This is a genomic window from Paenibacillus sp. IHB B 3084 (assembly GCF_001447315.1).
Lineage (GTDB): Bacteria > Bacillota > Bacilli > Paenibacillales > Paenibacillaceae > Paenibacillus.
This window is the reverse complement of record NZ_CP013203.1, coordinates 390,477-410,166: the sequence shown is the minus strand read 5'-3', so window position 1 is coordinate 410,166 and position 19,690 is coordinate 390,477. Positions and strand designations below refer to the sequence as shown.

Genomic DNA, 19,690 nt, shown 5'->3' with positions numbered 1-19,690 from the left:
TAAACCAGATATCTACTAGCAAAATCTAGTCTATCATACCTAATACACACGGAGGAAATATCACAACTTTGTTACCTCTGTGTTGCTTTTGTCGATACCGACGATGCGGCAGGGAAATAACCGATCTCAACCGCATGCTGGATCATATTTTGAATAAACTCCAGATCGGTTGTCGGGCATTGCACACCAGCCTGATCCAGTAGAGCGGCAGTCACAGGGCAGCCGTATCGGTAAGCCGAATCCTTGGCCCCGTCTCCCTCCAGTTGGCCCATAGCGAGGTGCAACGCATCCTCCTGAATGCCGGAAGACGGGTTCAGCAGCCAAGCGCTGTAATCGTCAAAAGGCATCGTGTCTACTGCGTATCCAAGCTGGTTGACCATAGCAATCAGCTCATCATACGGCAGCGGGTTCGGATTGCAAATATGGAAAATGCGGTTCGCGCTTTTTTGATGCACGGATAGCTCTACAATAGCGCGGCTCGCATAGTCAATTGGTGTGAAGTCCGTATGCCAATCAGCCTGTGGCGCTTTGCCCAGCAGCAGCATCGCCTTTATCATCCGGTAGTAGGCGTTACTATCAATATTGCGCTGGAAGCGTCCGTTAGCCGAATGGGCCGTCAGATTGCCTGCACGATAGATAGAGATAGGTGTACCCGACTGGGCCGCCTGGAACATCAGCTTTTCCGCTGCGAGCTTACTGTTCGTGTACAGGTTGTCCACCTGTAGCTCGTCAGGGAAGGAGGACAGCTCCAATACGGATTCCCATTGCCCTTCATTCGCCAGATCCTCCGGTATGCCCATGGTTGAGACATGATGAAAAGATACTCCCGGTTTGGCCTGAGCAATTTTCAGCAGCTCCAGCGTTCCGGTTACATTCGTACGGTCAAAGGCAGCCGAATCACCAAAATGGCGAACGTCAGCGGCGCTGTGAATAATACCGTCAATTTGATGCTCCAGCATATGGCGGTCAACGTCAGAGAGGCCAAGGTCCGTCTGCTCCAGATCACCGTACACCGCTTTGACCCGTCCTTCGATCAGGCTGGAAACGTCTGGTCCAAAATATCCTGTCAATACGGACTGAATGCGTTCGATGCCGGATGGACCGTCCTGAGAAGGGCGTACCATGGCATACACTTTGGCTTCCGTCCGTTGAAGCAGGTCATAGAGAATATGCGAACCGAGATAACCTGTAGCCCCGGTCAATAACACAACATTCATGTCGCGCAATTCAGCTACATCCGCAGTGCCTGACAGCTCGATAGGATGCTCATTCAGGTCTGTTTTTTCTTGTGTAACTGCTATCGTTTTGCGTTGCGGTGTTTGTTCCGTACCCAGTTGTTCCACGTATTCGGCAAGCTCACGAACGGTTTTGTAGCGGAAAAAGTCTCCAATACGTAACGCACCATAACTCGGCTTTAAAATAGCCAGCACATGAATGACACGAAGGGAGTCGCCGCCGATCAGGAAGAAGTCATCTGTTGCGCCGATGTTTGTTTTGCCAAGTACCTGTGTCCAGGCTTCGGCAATAAGCGTTTCAGTTCCTTCACGGAGAGGTTCCCCGCCGTAGGAGCTGTCGGACGCCTCGGGAAGCGGCAGCAGGGCCAGCTTTTTGCGGTCAATCTTGCCCGTCGGTGAAATCGGCATAGCTTCCAGATGAACGACATGGCTCGGTACAAAATAGGAAGGCAGCTTGCCCGCAATATAAGACTGTATTACGTCTTGCGGAATGGACTGTCCGTCCGTAGTTGTGTAATAGCCAACCAGCATATTTTGATCCGTGTGATCCTTGACAGCTACGACAGATACGTCCTGAACGCCCGGATGCTTGGAAAAATGATCTTCAATCTCCCCAATTTCAATCCGGTTGCCCCGGATTTTGAGTTGTGAATCCTTCCGGCTTACGTATTCAATCGTACCGTCTGGCAGCAGCTTGGCGATATCGCCTGAGCGGTACATTTTTTCACCCGGAACAAAAGGGTTGTCCACGAACGATTGTGCCGTCCGTTCCGGCTGATGGAGATAGCCATGAGCCAGTGCCGGCGTAGCAATGCATACTTCACCGGGAATGTTAATCGGGCATAGCTTGTTATCATCGTTGACGATATAGACTTTGTAGTTATAAATCGGCTTGCCGATCGGGATGTTCACGACGTGCTCAGGCACAGCACCACGCACCCGGTGGGTCGTCGTTGCTACGGTGCATTCAGTCGGTCCATACACGTTCACGATGTCTGTATCTGTACCGAATTTGCTCTGGAAGGCTCGAACTTGTGAGCCGTACAGGGCTTCGCCTGCCACGGTGACAATTCGTACCTTAGCTAATTTGCGGTAGCCTTCGTCTGACAGATACGTAGATAGCTGATTAAAGAACACGGTTGGCAAAATGGTAATGATCGTCGTGCCTGTGCGTGCGATGGCTTCTGCGAATTCTTCAACAGACACGCGTTCTTCAGAGGACAACAGGTACAGCTTGGCTCCGTAGAACAAGGCTCCAATCGTATCCCAAACGGATGCATCAAAGCTATAGGTGGCGAATTGAGTCAATACATCCTGAGGTGTAATATCGCAATCGCGCTGTACGACAGCCCCCAGGTTCACGACGCCCCGGTGAGCAATCAGGGCACCCTTCGGCTTGCCTGTCGAGCCGGACGTATAGATGACATAAGCGAGATCATCCGGACCTACGTTAACGTTCGGATTGCTTGCGGCATAGCCTGCCAGAGGCCCGTTAATGGCCAGAATTTCTTTGACCGTCTCAATGGAGCCGCATAGTTCAGCCGCTTGTCCGGCGAGTGCAGAAGTCGTAAGGACGAAGGGAGAACGCGTGTCCTCTACAATGTAGCTGCTCCGGTCGGCTGGATGAGCTGGATCGACAGGCACATATACACCCCGGCTTTCAGAATACCAAGCAGGGAAATGACGGTTTCCAGGCTTCGCTCCATGAAAATGGTCACGAATTCGCCTTTTGCCAGACCTTTAGACAATAGCACGCGTGCAACTTGATTGGCGCGTTCATTAAGCTCACGGTACGTATATTCTCCGGCGTGGGAAGCGATGGCCGGACGATCCGGATACTGCGAAGCGGCCTCCTCGAACATTCCATGAATGGTCTGATGCTCAGGATACTTCACAACTGTATTATTTAAGTCCTCGTGAGCTGCCCGATCTGCTTCGGATAAGATGTCAACCGAATTGATAAGGGCATGACTGTTGGTGAGTGCGCCACGCAGAAGAAATTCAAAATATTCTGTATACCGAACAACCGTTGTTTCCAGAAGAAGTGATTCATCATACCGAATCTGTATTTGGTAAGTGCCGTTGTTCTCACGGATTACCCAGTCCATGATACGAGGCTCTGTATCTTCATTGACCAGCAGATTTACCGAGAACGAGGTATCCGCTTGCGGGTCTGCCAGATAAGCCTGGGGCTTATGGAGCATTTCCTGAAACAAGCCTGCCAGCTCGTGAAAATTAGTATTATTTTCCATCGTTAGCGAAGCTGTGAGTATACCGGATTGAGGCACGAAAGTAGAGAAGGAGATACCTTCTTCTGCGGACAGACGATACAGCCATGCTGCATACACTGACAGAAGCATGGCATGTTGTTCTTCCGCTGACGTTTGCTGATGCAACAGCTTCGAGATGCTTGGTTCTAACTCTACCTGATAAGTAGAGTATGTATGTTTGCGTTGCAGACGTGCAAAATCCAAAGGAACCAGGAATGGGGATGGCGCTGTTTGTGTACTGTTTTGTAGTAATAAAACCATTACGCTTACCTCCTGAACGTATGATGTCGTGATGCTAAAGTCAGTAAATGCCTCCGATCCCGTCAAATGCATGAATAGGAGGGAGGCACTACCGAACGACTTACTTATTGAATAAGTTTCAAAGTAGATAATTGATAATTATGATTTGGTGCGGTTAGGGTCCGAAATTTTGAAATAAGAAGTAATTTCCTGAAGCTCCTCAGACATGGACGACAGCTTATGGGACGATTCAATGATGGAATCCAGCGAAGCTTTTTGTTCCTCGACCGTCTGCACAATGTGGATACTGTTGCTGGCTGTTTTGCTTACAGTGGAAGAAAGATCTTCCGCTGATGCCGTCATTTCCTGTGTACCGGCGGATATTTCCTCTGTAGCGCTGGATACCTCTTGAATTTGCCATGCCACTGTCTTGGTTGCTTGAAGAATGCTATTGAACAGCTCACCAGCTTGTCCGGCTACAATAATTCCGTTTTGTGCCTCAACGTTGCCTTGCTCCATCGACTTCACAGCCTGTCCGATTTCGCTTTGGATCTCTTCAATCAGCGGTGTGATTTGTTTTGTTGCCTCCGCTGTTTGTTCTGCCAGCTTGCGTACTTCGCTGGCGACCACCGCAAAGCCTTTGCCTTCTTCACCGACACGCGCTGCTTCAATGGAAGCATTCAGGGCGAGCAGGTTCGTCTGGCTGGAAATACCTGAGATCGTACCGATGATATTACCAATTTCTTGTGAACGGTTATCCAGTAACTTGATAATACGGGATGTGTTCGTAACTGTATCGGTAATTAAATGCATTTGTGAAGAAACTTTACCCACAATTTCGTTGCCTTCATTAGAACGCTTCTCTACCGAATCGGCTTCCTCTGCAACAGTGGAAGAGCTAGCAGCAATATTTTGAATAACCGAGGCCATTTCAGCCATGGCACGCGCGCTATCGCCCGTTGCTTTTTCCTGTGAACGGATGTTTTTCGTAATTTCATTGATGTTCTGATTGATGATATTGGAATTGATTCCGTTTTGTTCGCAGATCGCGAGCAATTCTTTCGCCGATTCATTCACTTCATCAGTTGTCAGCTTCACTTTGGTCATAATGCTGTTAATATGGCTTACCATATCGTTGAAGTTGCTGTTCACCACGCCCAGATCGTCTTGCCCTGCTTGAATCTGAACATCCAGATTTCCTCGGCTTACTTCACTGATACCGTACATTAGTTGTTTAATAGGAGACAGTGTACGCTTCACGACCCAATATTGGATCGCCAAGCAGATGAGCAGGAAAGCAGCCAGAATTGTAGTGCCGCTGATCAGCAGCTTGGTCAACCCGGCAGGTACAGCGCCTGCATCCGCATCAACAGCAAAATATGCAAAGATTTTGCCACTTGAATCTTTAAGCGGGTACGTCAAGGTTGTCCACGTACCAAAGCTGTCATCATAGAAGCTGGTAAACGTCGGTTTTCCGGTATCCAGCATGTGGCTTACGCCTTCCACAACTACAGAAGGTTGTTTATACATACCGCCGACACCCAGTTTATCTTTTTCGAATGCTTCTCTCAAAGCGGTAGGCATCGCTACAATAGATGTCTTGTCACCGTCTTCCAGCTCTGTTCCGAAGATATAAGCTTGAGAGATATTCGGGTTCGTCGCTGTAATGTTATCCAGATAAGCGCGAAGTTTGGCCTGAACAGGCCCGTCATAGTTTTTTTCTTGAACGGCCTGGGATACTTCATTCACATTAATTCCCTCAGCCCATTTTAATGTGATTTTTTCCACTTGCCCATGTAACTGGTCTATCAAAATCGTACGCTGGATCAAATAGCTGGACACAATGAGGACTAGCCCGATCAATACGATGTTGAAGAAGGATAATAATAAGTTCTTGGTGAAGAAAGATAAGCTACTCCACTTTTTCAAAATGCTCCACTCCCTGGTTGTAATTTTTGTATATGGTGTTGAACCGCTTATCGAATGAGATAATTTAGTCCCCCTTACAAACAATATTAATTAAGGTAATAGACCTCTTGAAATTTTGTTAATAGGTCTTTGGTCCTTTTTAGATAAGTATGTATCCCTATATATATGTCGTACGATAAGCTCTTGAAATGAATACCTTGCCCAATAAAAATTTAATTTTTACCGGGTAATTCCTGTGTGTGTTTCAGTATATTCCATTTTATACTTCAACTTGAAATTCAAATTCAATTCAGGCTTCAAGTAGGTATCCAATAGAAACCATCATACTTTATAATAGAGTCAAATGCACTTGTCAATTTGGGACATTTTTCATATTTCGCATTACAGATGCTTGATATGCCGCGGTTTTTGCGGGTTCCTTGCAAAATGAGTCAATATAGCCACGACATAGGAAGAGGGATGAAGAGAATGTCCAAGCTTACGATTGTAAAGGTTGAAAGTGATCATGCAGATCTGCATGATTTGATTCAAAGACTGGATGAGGATTTGCTGAAAAGGTATCCTGCTGATGAAATTTACTTGGTTGATTTTTCCAATCCGAAAGTTAAAGAAATGATTTTCGCTGTTGTGTATTCGGATGCAAAACCGGTTGCTTGCGGCGGACTTAGGCCTATAGATGCGGAAGAGATGGAGCTTAAGCGATTTTATGTCGATTCTTCTTATCGTAGGCAAGGCATTGCCGTCAGTCTGTTAGCTTTTCTGGAAGAAGAGGCCCGTAAACGAGGCACTATAAGAATCAAGCTGGAGACAGGGGCTGCTCAACCTGAAGCCATTGCTCTCTATACGAAGCAGGGATATGAGCCTATTGAACGATTTGGAGAATATAAAGAGGATGAAAATAGTCTTTGTTACGGTAAGAAGCTGACAGTGTCTTTATAAAACGTTTTCATATAAAATGAATGATGAACCATACTAGCCTATATAGCGGGAGAGATGATAATGAATTTGAAGCAAAAAGCAGCTGAAAAAGCAGTAGAAGCCATTCAGGACGGCATGAAAGTAGGACTGGGCACAGGCTCCACAGCTTATTGGGCCATTCAAAAAATAGGTGAGCGTGTGGCGCAAGGCTTACATATACAGGCTGTAGCTACTTCCCAAGCTTCGGAGGATCAGGCCAGAGAACTGGGAATTCCCATCGTTCCATTTGATCAGATTGGACGACTCGACGTAACGATTGACGGAGCGGACGAGGTGAATGAGCAGCTTGTTCTGGTGAAGGGTGGAGGTGGAGCTTTACTGAGAGAGAAAATCGTGGAAAGTAACAGCAACCGGCTAATCATTATTGTGGACGAGTCCAAAGATGTGAAGGTGCTGGGTGCATTTCCATTACCAGTCGAAGTCGTACCCTTTGCCAGTGAATGGACGTTGGAGGCATTACAGCAGACAGGCTGCCGGGCTGAGTGGCGAATGAAGGACGGGGAGCGTTTCCAGACGGATAACGGCAATTATATTGCCGACTGTCGTTACGGAACCATTGAAAACCCGCAAGAGCTGGAAATCCGATTGAACCAAATTCCGGGGGTGGTCGATAACGGATTGTTCATTAATATGGCAGACCAGGTTATTATCGCACGGGCCAATGGACAGATTGACGTTCGAAATAAGTGATGCCTAACGCACGTCTGCTTCGCAATGTAGCCTTTGTGGTATTCATTTTATATACGGGGCTGTTATTATATTGGATGTTTCTTGGTTTTGGGCGTACATTACGACCGGGTACTCCATATTCATATAATATCGTTCCGCTGGATACGATCGGGCGATATGTGAGGGCGGCACAGTCGCTTCCTTTTCGGGTGTGGGGTGTCAATTTGCTCGGTAACATCGGAGTCTTCGTCCCGTTTGGCATCCTTCTGCCTATCATTTGGGTGGCCTTACGCAGATTAGGCAGCTTGTTGCTGACCGTGGCGGTCGCGCTTGTAATTCTTGAAGTGTCCCAAATGCTGCTCGGCGCAGGCACGATGGACGTGGATGATGTGATCCTGAATGTACTGGGTGTGCTTTTTGGCAGGGTTGTTTACAAGCTACTACGAAAGAGGCTAGGGATTGAATAATGAAAGCCCTGCTCTCCCGAAGGCGTTTCTTGTGCCGATTGGGGACGGGCTTTTTTACATAATAGACTGTAGTTTTCGCATAATACAACTTCATACCAGGGGGATAAAAGGGTTGAACTTGACAAAAGTTTGCAATTAAGATATCTTTGAATAAAGATATGAGTAACGGAGGCTGTTAATATGTCAGTAAAACCAGATGATCAGGACTTGGCGCTTAACTTGTTTGTTGTGCTGGCTCGCGCCTATAATTCGGTCACATCCCGCACAAATCGGGATATTCATAGTCATGGATTGAACACAACAGAATTTGGTGTACTTGATCTGTTATATTATCGTGGACCGCAGCCCTTGCAGAAAATTGGTGAAAAGGTGCTGATCTCCAGTGGAAATATTACGTACGTCGTAGATAAACTTCAGAAAAAAAAGCTGCTCACCCGGCGTGCATCACAAGATGATCGGCGTGTGATTTATGCAGAACTGACTGACGAGGGACGTCATTTCTTTGAGCAAATATTCCCGCAGCATCATCGTGTTATTATGGAGACAGTGGACGGATTATCTGTGGAAGAGAAAGAACAAGTCATTCATCTGTTAAAAAAGTTGGGGCTAACGGCTGAGGGACAGAAAAGTAACGACTAATAAGCTGCAAATACCCGAGTTAAATAGGCTTATAAATAAAATACCGGTTTTCCGGTATTTTATTTTTTTACACGCATTTTTAGGCAGCGGGGTTAATGTAAAGGCGGAAATCAGGTATAATTGACAAATAGTCACGCTCGGATGTTCCCCCAGTTACAGTCTATGGATATAAATACGGCCTTGTCGGGGAAGGAGCTGTACATGAGTATACAGCAATATACCGCAGGTGAATCGTTACTGCTGCAAGCAGAAAATTTGGCGGAACTAGTCACAAATAAGCAATACGAATTACAGCCGGATCTTTTGCAGCGTTTTGGGGATAACGGTTAAGTAAAAACAAAGCAGGATTCAATATATAGTTTGAATTATTTGGCAGAAAGTGTGATTGTAAACAGTCCGATTCTATTTACTCAGTATGTTTCCTGGTTAAGAAAGCTGTTGGAAGGCTTCGATATAACACAGGAAGATTTGACGATCAATTTCAGATTGATTCAGGAGACGTTAGTAGAACATTTCCGTCATCCGGATAAAACGATGGTGCTGCAGCATCTGGATTTGGGGATACAGGAAACTGGAAAGAAAGAGGAATACGCCTCTTTTATTACGAATGATAATCCGTTAGCAGCTGATGTGGTGGCTATTTCAGCTACCATGACTTACCATGTCCATTTGGTGAAGGAACTGATTGCTTTCATTCGGCAAAATGCTGCTACATGTCATGTGAGAATTTTGGTCGGCGGTTTGCCCTTTAATCTTGATCCGCGCTTGTGGCAGGAAATAGGGGCGGACGGCTGTGCACCTGATGCAGAGGAAGCGCTGGAGGTAGCAGAACACCTGCTGTCGTCCAGGGTGTGAGGCAGTTTGAAATATTTGTAACCAGGAGTCATTGGGTAAAGGGGGGCCTTTTATATGAAGGAACCGGCAGCAGAAATGGCTGTCCTGCGGAAAACGATCGAGCAATTAACAGATGAGATTGTGAAAAGCAAGGCTGAAGAAGAAAAGATGCTGAATGAATTTTCAGCGATGAATAATGAGCTTGTCAATTTGCAGCGTCAGCTTGCCAAAAGCAATGCAGATTTAAAGCGGACAAAGGAAGAAGCGGTACGGGCGAATGACTTGAAAAGCACCTTTCTTGCAATGGTCAGTCATGAATTCAGGACTCCGATGAACGGGATACTCGGGATGATCGAAATGCTGGGTTCATCCAGGCTTTCCCCGGATCAACGGCAGGCGATCAGTGTCATACGCGAATCGGCATCTGTGCTGCTAAATATGATTAATAACCTCCTTGATATATCCAAGGTGGAAGCGGGACAAATGGAGATGGAGATCGGGAGCGTCAGGGTCCAGGCGATTATGAACCACGTTGCCCAGTTGTTGGAGCCGCAAATCTATCAGAAGGGAAACCGTCTAAGCATAGAGGCCGATTCCCGTGTAGCAGACCATTTGGAGGGAGATTCGGCACGGATCATGCAGATTTTGCTCAATCTGCTGAACAATGCCAATAAATTTACGAGCGATGGATTGCTAGTTGTTCGGACGAAGCTGGTAGAAGAAACAGAGGGTTCCCAGCGTATTCGGTTTGAGGTGCAGGATTCGGGCATCGGAATTTCACCGGAGGATCAGGTCAAGTTATTTCAGCCCTATGTGCAGGCAGGGGAAGGCAGCTCTTCACAATATGGAGGGACCGGACTGGGACTATGGATATGCAGTTCATTCGTTGAACTGATGAAGGGACAGATTGGAGTCATCAGTGAGGAAGGTCAAGGCTCTACGTTCTGGTTTGAGATTCCTCTTGTCAGGGGAACAGGGCAGGCAGACGAAGTGAAGGAGCATGAAACCGCCGAGCTGACAGGGCTTGGTGAGTGGCTGCGTGAGCATAGTCATTCCCTCGCTATTCTGGTAGCCGAGGATAATCGGGTTAATCGTCAGGTGGTCGAGTTACAGCTTCGTCACTTGGGATTCCAGCATATTGATTTCGCGGAGGATGGAGAGGCTGCCGTAAAAGCGGCCTCTCAACGGACTTATGCTTGTATTTTGATGGATCATCATATGCCCATCATGAATGGTATTGATGCGGCAAGGGCCATTCGCCAGCGTGAAGCGGTGGGCAAGCTACCTCCGGTGCCAATCATTTCTTTGACAGGGAACGTGTCAGAGGAGGATAGAGCGAGGGGCCGGGAAGTTGGGGTGAACGACTATCTGTCGAAGCCGGTAATGATTGAACGACTGTCTGAGAAGCTCATCCAATGGCTTCCCATGGCTGCTGCCGAGCCTATCCTTAATGAAGAAGTTATTCATGAAATTATGCTGCTGGACGAGAATGGCAGTATGGGATTGCTGGCCTCACTCGTAGAGATGTACACCAGTGATACACCTGCTAAAATAAGCACATTAATTGAACTGGCTACTGCGGACGAATCAGCAAAAGTAGTGGAGGTTGCTCACGAGCTGAAATCAGGTAGCGTGAGTCTGGGAATTGAGCGTTTGTCCACGTTATTTTCCGATATTGAGCAGCTCGCACGGGAGAAGCGACTTGAAGCTGCACAAGAGAAGCTGGCTGCCCTTCAGTCTGCTTATCAGGCAACGTGTAGGGAACTGGAACGATATATTCGTCAGTAATCGTTGGAATTTTCCTGTTAAGCTTGCACACAGATGGAAAAGTTGTGTGCAAGTTTTTTTCTGGAGACAGGGCGGAGAAGGAGACATAGATAACAGATATGAAAGAACAACTTCGTTCGATTCACCCACTGGCCTGGACGATTATTGCGGGTACTATATTTGGCAGGATGGCAACATCCATGAGTATCCCGTTTTTGTCCATTTATTTGACTACCCGCTTGGGGGTATCCCCTTTTCATACAGGGGTGATCGTATCGGTCAGTTCATTAGTTGGCATTTTTGCCAGCTTTTACGGTGGATATATTTCCGACCGGATCGGACGACGTAAAGTGATGCTGGTGTCCATCGCCAGTTGGGCACTTGTATTCGTGGCTTTTGCGTTGGCTGAAGCGGCCTGGGCCTTTTTCGTCATCAATGCTCTGAATGGACTGTGCAGATCCTTGTTCGAGCCAACCTCGCGGGCGCTGTTATCAGATGTAACTCCCAAGGAGAAAAGACTGCTCATCTACAATATGAGATATGCGGCGATTAATGTAGGTGTGGTGGCAGGGCCGTTGCTTGGTTTGATGTTAGGATCGGCATCCTCGGGTACACCGTTTATGGTAGCGGCTGGTGTGTACGCGTTGTACGGGGTGTTGCTGTTGATCCAATTTACTCGGTATGCATCAGATCTGCATTCAGGGACAACGGTGGGAGAGGCTCCACTGCGGATGGGCGAGGCGTTCCGCACAGCCAGCCGTGATCCGGTGTTTATGCCGATTTTGCTGGGGACGATATTTTGCGTCATGGGTTATGCTCATTCCAATTCCACGATGCCCCAATTCTTGTCCTTATCCTTCGAGGAAGGGACCCGGTGGTTTACATACATGCTTACAGTCAACGCGGTGTGCGTATTGGCTTTTCAATATCCGCTGGTACGGCTGGCAAGCCGTTTTTCCCCGGTAAATTCCTTGATTGCAGGAAATATATGTATTGCAGTCAGCCTGTTACTGTGCGGTATGCTAAATTCGGGCTGGATGTTCATACTGGATATGGTGCTGTTTACAGTGGGTGAAGTACTGCTGTTCACGATGCTGGATGTATTAATTGATCAAATTGCAGATGCTCAATATAAAGGGACCTATTTCGGTACGATTGGCTTTAATAATCTGGGTAGCGTGTTTGCTCCTTTGTTTGGCGGCTGGCTATTGGACATCTATGGTCAAACAGCGCCGCTTGTCGTTTTTGTTCCGGTTGCACTGTCGGTCGTGATTGGCATTCCATTCCTGCTGGTCGCACGCCGCCGTCTGGCGCAGCGTACAGCCCGGATCGCAGCTCAAGGAGGAGAGTCCGTAGAGCAACTGTCATCATAAAAAAGGGAGCTGAGTGCTGGATGAAGTCGGAAGAAGATGTGCTACGAATCATACAATATATGAATGATCCACAGGTGCTTGAAGACTTGCGCTATGTGCGAGAGCTGAGGCTGCCGCAGGGCTGTATTGCCGCAGGTTATGTACGTAATCGGGTGTGGGACAAGCTGCATGGTTATACAACTCCTACGCCTTTGAATGATATAGATGTTATTTATTTTGACCCGAAAAATACGCTGGAGGAACGGGACGAGCACCTTGAACTGTCCTTGAACCGCAAGCAGGCGGGACGCAACTGGTCTGTCAAAAATCAGGCGCGGATGCATTTTCGCAACGGGGCAGCTCCTTATGCTTCGGTAGAGGATGCGATGAGCCGCTGGCCGGAGACGGCTACAGCGGTAGCGGTTAGATTGAATGACGAGGATCAAATGGAGGTCGTTTGTCCGCATGGATTAAAGGATCTGCTGGATATGCGGGTACGCCAAAGTCCATTGTTCCGCCATACGACGGCTTTTCGTCAGCGTGTATTTGAGAAGCAGTGGCTGGATAACTGGCCGTTGCTTATTTTGGAGAACTAGAGTGTAATCCCCATTTCAGGTTATAAGGAGAGACGATGAACCATGTTTAAAAATATAAAAGCAGATTCGGATCGTGAGGAGGTTCTGGAGCTGCTAACCTACGCCGCGCTGGATCATCCTGAACGCGGAGAGGCAGCTTTACGTACTTACCAAGCTTCGGATGACTGGAAGCTATTCGGTGTGGAAGATGAAGGACTAATTGTAGGTATTGTCGGATTTGAGGAGCAGGAGGATGGAACAACCGTAATCCGGCATCTGGCCGTGTTGCCCGAAAATCGTCATAGAGGATATGCCAGAGGTATGCTGCTTACCCTCATTCAGGAACGTAATCCGAAACGGCTCACCGTGGACACGGATGCAGAGGGAGCAGATTTCTTCCGTAACGTGGGCTTTGCCGTATACGGATCGGAGGACTTATCCAAAGGCGGGCAATTTCATTGTGTGTATGAAATGGACGAAGAATAAGCGAATCTCCGGGTCCCGCGTCTCTTTTTTTACATAAGATATGTTGTGTCAGGAATTGACATCATTCTCATGTAAAAGTTGATGTGCCTTTGGTTGCAAAGGCATTAGCGGGGGAGGTGGGTTCCAATGGGTTACCACTACACGGCTATAGGAGATTCATTAACGACAGGTGCTGGGACGCTGCTGACTGGCGGATTTGTGCCTACCTATCGACGGATGGCGGAAAAACGTCTTCGTACTCCAGTCAGTTACGAGAATTTGGGGATCAACGGGCTGACATCGCAGGAGCTGCTGGCGATGGTCCGCAACAATCCACTCTTTCGGTCGGCGTTGAGCCGAGCTGAACTCATAACGGTGACGATTGGCGGGAATGATCTGCGCCCATACGCCAGCGCTATTGCTGGAGGCTCCGGTTCGTCTGCGTCGTCCATTCCGCAAGCACTGAACCGCACGAAAGAACATGTACGCCAAATCGTACATGTCCTGTATCAGATAAAATACGGCCAGCGTGAGCCATTTATCATTCGAATGGTAGGGCTGTATAATCCTTTTCCGGGCGTGAGGGAGGCGGGGATATATGTGCGCCAATATAACTCATTTCTCGCTACGCTGGGCGGTCCGAATTACCGGGTGGCGAACATTTACCCTGCATTTGAGGGCAACGAAAGGGAACTGCTCTCGCTGGATCGGGTGCATCCAAACAGTCGCGGCTATCGCGTCATTGCGGAGGAGCTGGATCGGCTCGGCTATGCGCCATTGCGGTGAGCGTAGAAGGGTATGTGCAAAAGAAAAAAGAGGTCCATCATGGCAGTAGTATCTGACCATCGTGGACCTTTATCTTTAGCTGAACGGAACCCTTTAAATTTCTAAAATAGCTTTCAGCTTTTTACAGTCTTCCTGTAACGCAGGCAGCTGTTCCAAAAAAAGGAGAAGGGCTTTAACGTGGGCTGTCTCCACGTTTTGTTCGGACAGTTCGCCCTGTAGCCTGCTTAATATTTGCATATGTTCATTCTGGATGGCTTCATCTAATTCGATTTGTTTCAAGACTGCGTCCATATGTTGAAGCACATAGGCGATTTGTCTTCCTTTGGTCCAGATATGATCAGAGTCTTCATATAATCCGGAATCGAGGCCCCACATAATTTGATGTTGAACATCAGGGCTCAGCATTCCTTGTGCCAGCATATCCGTAATGCTGACGATAAATTCAGCCAGTGTTTGATGCTCCGTCGAGGACAGCTCTGAATCGCTCATTCGGAAGGAATTGATAATCATGCTTTTGACGACAAAAACAATATCGTACGCATAGTCATGTATGGACTCTCCATAAGCATCTATTAAGAAATCGACCATCAGGCTGGATAAATTATGCTCAAGACGATCAATAGCATGCGCAATTTTTTCTTCCTTGGAACCGATTAAAGGGACGGAGTATACCAGCAAATGAATTCTATTCTTGTAGATCCGGCCCAGCGCAATCAAGTAAAGCTGTCTCAATTTTTCCCGGGCAGGGAGCTGATGCTTGAGATTTAGTTCCTTAGCATCTTTATTGAGAAGTTTTTCAATCAGGGCAATCGTCCCTAGCAGCAGTTCTTCCTTGCTTTGAAAGTATTTATAAAAAGAAGCCTTCACCATCCCGCTTTCGCGGGCAATTTCATCCACCGAGGTGGCATCGTACCCTTTTTCAGAAAACAGGGAAAGGGCGGCAAATATAATATCATCACTCGTTATTTTTTTCATTGTACCCCCAATTTTTCACTCTGTCTTTTTAATTTCCAGCGGGCAATAACCATATACAGGGACGGAACCACAAACATCGTAAGAATGGTCGAGTACATCAATCCAAACATAATGGTGTACGACAGAGGTCTAAACATATGTTCCCCAATCAGTGCAATTGGAAGCAGACCGACAATGGCTGTCACCGAAGTAAGCAGGATCGGACGAAAACGTGCCTTGGTCGCTGCAATTACCGCTTCTTTCAGTTCTACTCCTTCACGTCTTGCATCCTCGATAAACTCAATCAGCACAATGCCGTTACGTACGACAATACCTGCCAAGGTCATTAATCCCAATACGCCCATAAAAGTGATCGGTGTATTCAGGAGGAACAGGCCCAGAAATCCGCCCACGGCTGCCATATACACAGTAGTCAGAATGATGAATGGGATCGAGAAGGAATAGAATTGCAAGAATATAAGCATGAAGATTAACAGAATGACGACAACATATAACAATCCTATTTCTGATAAAATGTCATCCTGACCTGAAATTTCTCCGCCGATTTCCCAAGAGTACCCTGGAGGGAATTTAATGTCTTCCAATTTAAGTTTCACATCATTCATGACTTCTGAAGCTGTACGCCCACGAACATCAGCATTTACAGTAATCGAACGCTTTAAATTATAATGGTTAATTTTTTGCGTTGCAAAGGATGGCTTTAATTCAGCCAGTTGGGACAAAGGTATTTGAACACCATTGGCATTAGTTACATTCAATTGCTGAAACAAAATCTCAGGATTTGGGTCTGCTTGACTCAGTTTCAGCTTAATATTGATCAAATCTTTCCCCGTATCAAATCGGCTAAAGCTCACGCCATTACCCATTAATAAAAGTGTGCGTGTCAGATCATTATTGCTGACCTGATATTGATCCATCGCTTGTTTTTTGATTTGAAAATCCAGCGTATAGCCTTCGTTTTCCATATCATCCTGAACGTCCTGCGTTCCTTCTATAGACATCATGTCTTCTTTTAACTGTTGAGATAAGGATCGTAGCTGATCCACATTATTGCCTAAAATCCGAATGGAAATCGGCTTGCCGAGAGGCAGTCCCACCTTGGCTATTTTCAGGGAGATGGATTGACCCGGATAACGATCTTTTAAGACGGTGGACCATTTCTCTGCCATTTCATCCGGATCGAACTCGCCTTCTTCCCCAACAATAGCAATCTGCCCCAAGGTTGTGCCTGTTTTGGCCTCAGCGGTCATATCTTGAAACAACGGAGGAGCATCGCCGCCAGCCGCATAGCTGATCGTACGCACATGAGGCTGTTGCTTCACCCATTTGGCAATATCCTCGGTGACCCGCTTGGTTTCTTCTATAGAAGTACCTGTCGGCATCCGTACATTAATGCTTAATTGCGGATCGTTGGTTCTGGGGAACAGATCAATCGGAATAAAAGCAAGTACGCCGTACAGTGAGGTGCTGATCAATAATCCTAATGCAGCATATAATCCAGGTCGCTTAATCACTTTAGGAATAAGCTTATCGGCATATACGTTACGAAGATCATCAATTTGTTTGCCCAGAAGTCCGGGCGGCTTCATGGTGGAGTTGTCTGACTTTTGACTTCGTTGACCGTACCATTCTCTAAAAATTGGAATGACGGTAAAGGACATGAGCATGGAAGCCAATAATGTGAAAATAACAGCAAACGGTAACGGTTTGATAAAGGAGCCTGCATCGCCTGACATAAAGAACAGCGGGGCGAAGGAGGCCACTGTCGCCAAGGTTGCAGTCAGAATGGAAATGGAAACTTCCTTCGTTCCTTTTAGTGCGGCTATCTTGGGACTTTCCCCCATCGTTAGCATCCTGCGCTCAATATTATCATTAACCACCACAGCATCATCGACTAGAATCCCCATTACAATAATTAAGCCAATGACCGTAACCTGATTCAATGTTATTCCGAGCATAGGGAGAATAATGAGACCTATGGCGATTGAAATAGGAATAGCCAGTGCCACAAAAGACGATGTAATCAGATTCAAGCCCAATGTACATACGATCACAACCGCCGCAATAGCAAACAGCAATTCACGAGTCAAACCATGAAAAATATGACCAATCCACTCAGTTTGTGAAAATAACGTGTTCAACTGAAAGGTATTAGGCAGATCTGGTTTTAACAACTGCATTTCTTCGTTTACTTTACTATAAATCGTTTCTACGTCAGAACCGGTGTTACCGTTAATCGTTAGTGTAATGGCTGGTTTACCATTAAAATAAGCCATGTAGCTGCTGGTATTATGCGTAAGCAAAACGCTGCCGACATCACTGAGATATACAGGAGTACCACTTTCTGTTTTAGAAATAATGACTTTACTCAAATCCTGAGCATTCTTGGACTGCGTCACATTCATTCGGTACGTGCGTTCATCGTAATCCAGATTGCCTATCGGATATTGCTCATTTTCCTTTTGCACTGCACTCATAAGTTGTTCCCAGCTAATATGGTACTGCTGGAGCTTCTGTGCATCAATCTGAATTTGAATCTCTTGATCGGGTAATCCTTTAATCGTCACTTCTGATACACCGGGGACGGTTCTTAATTGATCTTTCCAAGACTTCACGAGATCATTTAATGGATATAATTGCTCCGCAGAGTTCCCCGTGATGGCGTAGGAATGAATAAATACCTTGTTCAAATCATCGTAAACCACAGGCTTTTGAGCATCTGTAGGGAGAGACGATTGGACATCGTTCATTTTTTTACGTAATTCATCCCAAGCTTCCTTGGCATTGGCGTTGCCTTCAGTTTCAATAATAATCGTCGACAGCCCATTTTCGGATGTGGAAGAAATCTTTTTAATATGGTTGATTTCTTTCATTTTTTGTTCCAAAGGCTTTGTAACCGTTTGTTCTACTTTTTGGGGTGTAGCCCCCGGATAAAGCGTCGTGACCATAGCTGTTTTCTTAATAATATCCGGCATTTCCTGCCGTGGAAGCTGAGAGACACTATACAGCCCGGCAACAATCGCCATGATAAAAATAAAGAGGGTCAGTTTTTTCTTTCGGATAAAATATGCAATCATTTGCTCGTTCCCCCCGTGACCTGAATGGGCAGCCCATCGTAGATCAGGTTTACTCCGGTGGTAACGATACGATCCCCGACATTCAGCCCCTTGGTAATTTCGAGCTTATTGTTCGACATCTGACCGACATTCACGATGGTTTTTAGCGCCTTGTTGTTCACCACTTTATAGACAAAAGTATCTGTACCGTTATTAATGACAGCTTTGGCCGGGAGCAAAATTTGCTCACTCTGGGTCAGTTGGCGGCCTGCCTTTACGACTTGTCCCGGGGCCCAATCATGCTGGGTGTTAGGAACAATCACTTCCACGTTGATACTGCCCGTATTGGTGTTGGTGGCTGGATAAATTTTGCTGACCGTTCCTTCTCTGTTCTCATCGTATAGTTGAAGCTGGACGGTCTGACCTTGCTTCCAGTTCGTGATTTCATGGTCGGGAACAGGGAGCAGCACCTTGAGCTTGTCGATTTGTCCGATACGGTATACGGGCTGTCCTGCGCTTGCCAATTGTCCGACCGTTGCCTTTTTTTCCAGAATAACGCCGGAAATCGGTGCTTTTAAAGCTGTCTTGGAGAGGGAAAGTTCGGCCTGCTTTTTGGCAATGACCGCTTGCTGGTATGCCGCAGCAGAGTTATCCTTGGAGGCTACAGCCTGTTCCTTCGCGGCGATGGCAGATTCTTTCCCGGCTTGGGCTTGCTGTAAACTGGATGCTGCCGATTGCCGATCTTCTAATGTTGCTCCCTCCTGGATTAAGGAGAGGGCTTCTTGTGCATCCTCAAGGTCCTTGGTGGCATTGGTCAAAGCGAGCTGCGCATTTTCATTATCGTTTTTGGTTGCAGCTCCCTGATCATATAAAAGCTTGGTGCGTTCAGCAGTAGCCTGTACTTTAGTCAAAGCGGATTGTGCTCTTTGCACTTTGGTGCGCACCTGTGCCTTTTCCTGCTCTCTGGCTCCTTTATTCACTTTGTTAACTCCGGCCTGAGCTGCTGCCTTTTGCGCATCGGCGGATTGGATGGAGGCATCTGCGCTTGAAATGGCGGCTGTAGCATTTTTGATACCCGCTTGTGCTTCAAGAATGGCTGTATTGGCTTGCTCCAGTTGGAGCTGATAGCTGGATGAATCCAGCCTGGTCATGATCTGCCCCTGGGATACGGGATCTCCCACATTTACAAGGGTATCGCGTACCAGTCCAGATAACTCAAAAGATACAATGGTATCTTCATAGGGCTGTAGTGTGCCTGAAAGGTCAAAAGACGCAGACAGTGGCTCTTTTTTAACGATCATTGCTTCAACCTTTTGGTTTTGTTGTTCTGCTGCTTCATGATCACTCGATCCTGTAGATGAGCAGGCTGAGGTGAACAGAAGAATGAATATAGCAGATATGTAGAGACCGTGTTTCAACAAGATGATCATCCTTCCTAATTTTGTACTTAAGA

At 46.8% G+C, this 19,690-nt stretch carries 15 protein-coding genes and 1 pseudogene; 11 read left to right on the top strand and 5 right to left on the bottom strand.

Annotated features, from left to right (window positions below; all coding sequences use genetic code 11):
- Nucleotides 1-71: 71 nt before the first annotated feature.
- Both ASL14_RS01920 and ASL14_RS01915 read right to left on the bottom strand, forming a co-directional pair.
- Nucleotides 72-3,766: pseudogene (locus ASL14_RS01920) on the bottom strand (non-ribosomal peptide synthetase family protein).
- 138 nt (nt 3,767-3,904) lie between these two features.
- Nucleotides 3,905-5,674: a methyl-accepting chemotaxis protein gene (locus ASL14_RS01915; RefSeq protein ID WP_134910241.1), complete on the bottom strand. Its 1,770-nt coding sequence runs from the start codon at nt 5,672-5,674 to the stop codon at nt 3,905-3,907.
- A gap of 468 nt (nt 5,675-6,142) precedes the next feature.
- Between ASL14_RS01915 and ASL14_RS01910 the strand changes: the two genes are divergently transcribed.
- The 11 genes from ASL14_RS01910 to ASL14_RS01865 all read left to right on the top strand — a co-directional run bounded on the left by ASL14_RS01910 (nt 6,143) and on the right by ASL14_RS01865 (nt 14,206).
- A complete protein-coding gene (locus ASL14_RS01910; protein ID WP_134910240.1) occupies nt 6,143-6,613 on the top strand; it encodes a GNAT family N-acetyltransferase in 471 nt (156 codons plus the stop codon).
- A gap of 60 nt (nt 6,614-6,673) precedes the next feature.
- Nucleotides 6,674-7,342: a ribose-5-phosphate isomerase RpiA gene (gene rpiA / locus ASL14_RS01905; protein ID WP_134910239.1), complete on the top strand. Its 669-nt coding sequence runs from the start codon at nt 6,674-6,676 to the stop codon at nt 7,340-7,342.
- Nucleotides 7,342-7,788 (top strand): VanZ family protein, encoded by a 447-nt coding sequence (locus tag ASL14_RS01900; protein ID WP_134914341.1) that lies wholly within the window; start codon nt 7,342-7,344, stop codon nt 7,786-7,788. Before rpiA ends, ASL14_RS01900 begins: the two co-directional genes overlap by 1 nt.
- Before the next feature lie 180 nt (nt 7,789-7,968).
- A complete protein-coding gene (locus tag ASL14_RS01895) occupies nt 7,969-8,427 on the top strand; it encodes a MarR family winged helix-turn-helix transcriptional regulator (protein ID WP_044648507.1) in 459 nt (152 codons plus the stop codon).
- A 201-nt stretch (nt 8,428-8,628) separates the two neighbouring features.
- Nucleotides 8,629-8,757, top strand: coding sequence for a hypothetical protein (locus ASL14_RS29040; protein WP_257721138.1), 129 nt, complete (start codon nt 8,629-8,631; stop codon nt 8,755-8,757).
- Nucleotides 8,758-8,787: 30 nt separating this feature from the next.
- Nucleotides 8,788-9,282 (top strand): cobalamin B12-binding domain-containing protein, encoded by a 495-nt coding sequence (locus ASL14_RS01890; protein ID WP_223264162.1) that lies wholly within the window; start codon nt 8,788-8,790, stop codon nt 9,280-9,282.
- Nucleotides 9,283-9,336: 54 nt separating this feature from the next.
- A complete protein-coding gene (locus ASL14_RS01885) occupies nt 9,337-11,049 on the top strand; it encodes an ATP-binding protein (RefSeq protein WP_134910238.1) in 1,713 nt (570 codons plus the stop codon).
- A 98-nt stretch (nt 11,050-11,147) separates the two neighbouring features.
- Nucleotides 11,148-12,401 (top strand): MDR family MFS transporter, encoded by a 1,254-nt coding sequence (locus tag ASL14_RS01880; protein ID WP_134910237.1) that lies wholly within the window; start codon nt 11,148-11,150, stop codon nt 12,399-12,401.
- A 20-nt stretch (nt 12,402-12,421) separates the two neighbouring features.
- Nucleotides 12,422-12,976, top strand: coding sequence for a nucleotidyltransferase family protein (locus ASL14_RS01875; RefSeq protein ID WP_134910236.1), 555 nt, complete (start codon nt 12,422-12,424; stop codon nt 12,974-12,976).
- A gap of 42 nt (nt 12,977-13,018) precedes the next feature.
- Complete coding sequence (locus tag ASL14_RS01870) at nt 13,019-13,441, top strand: GNAT family N-acetyltransferase (RefSeq protein ID WP_134910235.1); 423 nt, start codon at nt 13,019-13,021, stop codon at nt 13,439-13,441.
- A gap of 126 nt (nt 13,442-13,567) precedes the next feature.
- On the top strand, nt 13,568-14,206 hold the full coding sequence (locus tag ASL14_RS01865) for a GDSL-type esterase/lipase family protein (protein WP_134910234.1): 639 nt from the start codon (nt 13,568-13,570) through the stop codon (nt 14,204-14,206).
- A gap of 93 nt (nt 14,207-14,299) precedes the next feature.
- Here the strand turns inward: ASL14_RS01865 and ASL14_RS01860 are convergent, their stop codons facing one another.
- The 3 genes from ASL14_RS01860 to ASL14_RS01850 are packed head-to-tail and all read right to left on the bottom strand — an operon-like array spanning nt 14,300 to nt 19,667.
- Entirely contained in the window at nt 14,300-15,181 is an 882-nt protein-coding gene (locus ASL14_RS01860; RefSeq protein ID WP_134910233.1) for a TetR/AcrR family transcriptional regulator, read from the bottom strand.
- Complete coding sequence (locus ASL14_RS01855) at nt 15,178-18,258, bottom strand: efflux RND transporter permease subunit (protein ID WP_134910232.1); 3,081 nt, start codon at nt 18,256-18,258, stop codon at nt 15,178-15,180. The genes ASL14_RS01860 and ASL14_RS01855 overlap by 4 nt, the downstream gene beginning before the upstream one ends.
- Nucleotides 18,255-19,667 carry an efflux RND transporter periplasmic adaptor subunit gene (locus ASL14_RS01850; protein WP_442953211.1) on the bottom strand — a complete coding sequence of 471 codons (1,413 nt, stop codon included), beginning with the start codon at nt 19,665-19,667 and terminating at the stop codon, nt 18,255-18,257. The genes ASL14_RS01855 and ASL14_RS01850 overlap by 4 nt, the downstream gene beginning before the upstream one ends.
- Between the last annotated feature and the right edge of the window lie 23 nt (nt 19,668-19,690).

Excerpts from the sequence above, each read along its gene's own strand:
- ASL14_RS01875 (WP_134910236.1), top strand. The coding sequence starts at position 12,422 with ATGAAGTCGGAAGAAGATGTGCTACGAATCATACAATATATGAATGAT.
- ASL14_RS01880 (WP_134910237.1), top strand. The coding sequence starts at position 11,148 with ATGAAAGAACAACTTCGTTCGATTCACCCACTGGCCTGGACGATTATT.
- ASL14_RS29040 (WP_257721138.1), top strand. The coding sequence starts at position 8,629 with ATGAGTATACAGCAATATACCGCAGGTGAATCGTTACTGCTGCAAGCA.
- rpiA (WP_134910239.1), top strand. The coding sequence starts at position 6,674 with ATGAATTTGAAGCAAAAAGCAGCTGAAAAAGCAGTAGAAGCCATTCAG.
- ASL14_RS01855 (WP_134910232.1), bottom strand. The coding sequence starts at position 18,258 with ATGATTGCATATTTTATCCGAAAGAAAAAACTGACCCTCTTTATTTTT.
- ASL14_RS01900 (WP_134914341.1), top strand. The coding sequence starts at position 7,342 with ATGCCTAACGCACGTCTGCTTCGCAATGTAGCCTTTGTGGTATTCATT.
- ASL14_RS01910 (WP_134910240.1), top strand. The coding sequence starts at position 6,143 with ATGTCCAAGCTTACGATTGTAAAGGTTGAAAGTGATCATGCAGATCTG.
- ASL14_RS01860 (WP_134910233.1), bottom strand. The coding sequence starts at position 15,181 with ATGAAAAAAATAACGAGTGATGATATTATATTTGCCGCCCTTTCCCTG.
- ASL14_RS01865 (WP_134910234.1), top strand. The coding sequence starts at position 13,568 with ATGGGTTACCACTACACGGCTATAGGAGATTCATTAACGACAGGTGCT.
- ASL14_RS01885 (WP_134910238.1), top strand. The coding sequence starts at position 9,337 with ATGAAGGAACCGGCAGCAGAAATGGCTGTCCTGCGGAAAACGATCGAG.
- ASL14_RS01870 (WP_134910235.1), top strand. The coding sequence starts at position 13,019 with ATGTTTAAAAATATAAAAGCAGATTCGGATCGTGAGGAGGTTCTGGAG.
- ASL14_RS01895 (WP_044648507.1), top strand. The coding sequence starts at position 7,969 with ATGTCAGTAAAACCAGATGATCAGGACTTGGCGCTTAACTTGTTTGTT.
- ASL14_RS01850 (WP_442953211.1), bottom strand. The coding sequence starts at position 19,667 with ATGATCATCTTGTTGAAACACGGTCTCTACATATCTGCTATATTCATT.